This is a genomic window from Protofrankia sp. CiP1_Cm_nod4 (genome assembly GCF_982290645.1).
This window is the reverse complement of the sequence record NZ_CEVIVC010000179.1, coordinates 8,252-9,689: the sequence shown is the minus strand read 5'-3', so window position 1 is coordinate 9,689 and position 1,438 is coordinate 8,252. Positions and strand designations below refer to the sequence as shown.

Below are 1,438 nucleotides of genomic sequence, written 5' to 3'. Positions count from 1 at the left end.
TGTCGACCCGGTCTGCGTCGCCGGTGCCGGTCTCCAGGACCAGCCGGCCGGGCTCGGCATGGCAGGAGATATGCAGGATATGGAACCGCTCCTGCTTCAACGCGTCACGGATCGCCGTCCGGCTGCCCTCGTTCAGGATGCGCACGTACGCCGCGCCGCGGCGGCGGGCGTCGTCGACCGCGTCCAGGATGCGGGCCAGCTCGGCTTCGTAGTCCAGCAGCTCACCGCCGCCCCGCTCCGGGCTGGCGATCACCGCGAGGATCCGCAGCGGCCCGGGGATCCCCATCGCCGGGGCGGCACCCAGACCGGTCACGAGCCGGTGCAGGTGCACCGACGGGTGCAGCACCAGCGGCCGAGGGTCCCCGGGCAGCGTCAGGGTCTCCCACGGCAGATCCGCCAGCCCGGCCCACCCCGCCCCGGCCCGGCCGGTGACGCCCTGACCGCTCCGGCCGCCACCGTCCTGACCAGCGCTGTTCTGCCCGGCACCGTTCTGCCCGGCACCGTTCTGCCCGCCGCCGTCCTGACCAGCGCTGTGCTGCCCGCCGCCGTCTTGGCCGCCGCCGTTCTGCCCGGCGGCGTCCTGGCCGGCGATCTCGAGGACGAGGCGCAGCGGCGCACCGCCGCGCACGGCGGCTTCGAGCTCCACGGCCAGGGTGTCGGCCACGGCGGCGGGCAGGAGCCGCTCGCCGAGCATCCGCCCGGCCGCGCGTAACGCCGCGTCCACCGGATCCACCGGCGCCGTCCCCACGGCGGTGGCCGCCGCCTTCACCAGCAGACCGCCGACGGACGACCGGCGGGCACGCACCCGCTCCAGCTCACGCAGCACCTGGACGGCCGACCAGTCCAGCCCACCCGGCCGGCCCTCGACGACGGTGCCGTCCGCCCTGGTCAGGGCCACACCGTCCGGGCTGATCCGCAGGGTGGCGGTGAGAGGGCCCTCCGCCCGGTAGGCCAGCCCCGGCGGCGGCCGCACGGTACCGTCCACCTCCGGGCGGGCCCGCCGCTCGCCGCGCAGCGCGGCGACCAGCTCACCCACCCGGGTGGTGTAGCCGGCCGGGTGGGTGAGCCTGCCGGAAGTCGACATACACCCGGGCGGCCAGGAACGGCGGCAGCTCGGCATCCCTGAGCAGCACCGGGATCAGCCGCTGCCGGCCGGCGACCGCCCGGGTCAGCATCGCCGCGTACTCCTCGGCCACCCACGGCCGGGCCAGCGCGTCCGGACTGACCACCAGAATCCCGTTCGCGGACGTACGGATACCCTCGTCCAGCCGATGGACGAGCACGTCCGAAGCCGAGATCTCCCACTCGTCGTAGAACACGTGCAGGCCGGCGCGTTCCAGGTTCTCCGCGAGTACCCGCACCCACTCCTGGTCGGCGTGCCCGTAGGAGACGAAGACGTCGAAACCGCCGGCCATCCCAACCCCCCGTACACCGTGAC

The 1,438-nt window shown here is 75.0% G+C and carries 2 protein-coding genes; both read right to left on the bottom strand.

What is annotated here, in order from left to right; translation table 11 throughout:
- The coding region (locus AC5LSR_RS21810) for a CHAT domain-containing protein (protein WP_493468921.1) at window positions 1-1,084 on the bottom strand (1,084 nt) is incomplete at its 3' end.
- On the bottom strand, window positions 1,029-1,438 hold a 410-nt coding region (locus tag AC5LSR_RS21805; RefSeq protein ID WP_493468920.1), incomplete at its 5' end, for a toll/interleukin-1 receptor domain-containing protein. The genes AC5LSR_RS21805 and AC5LSR_RS21810, both read right to left, overlap by 56 nt.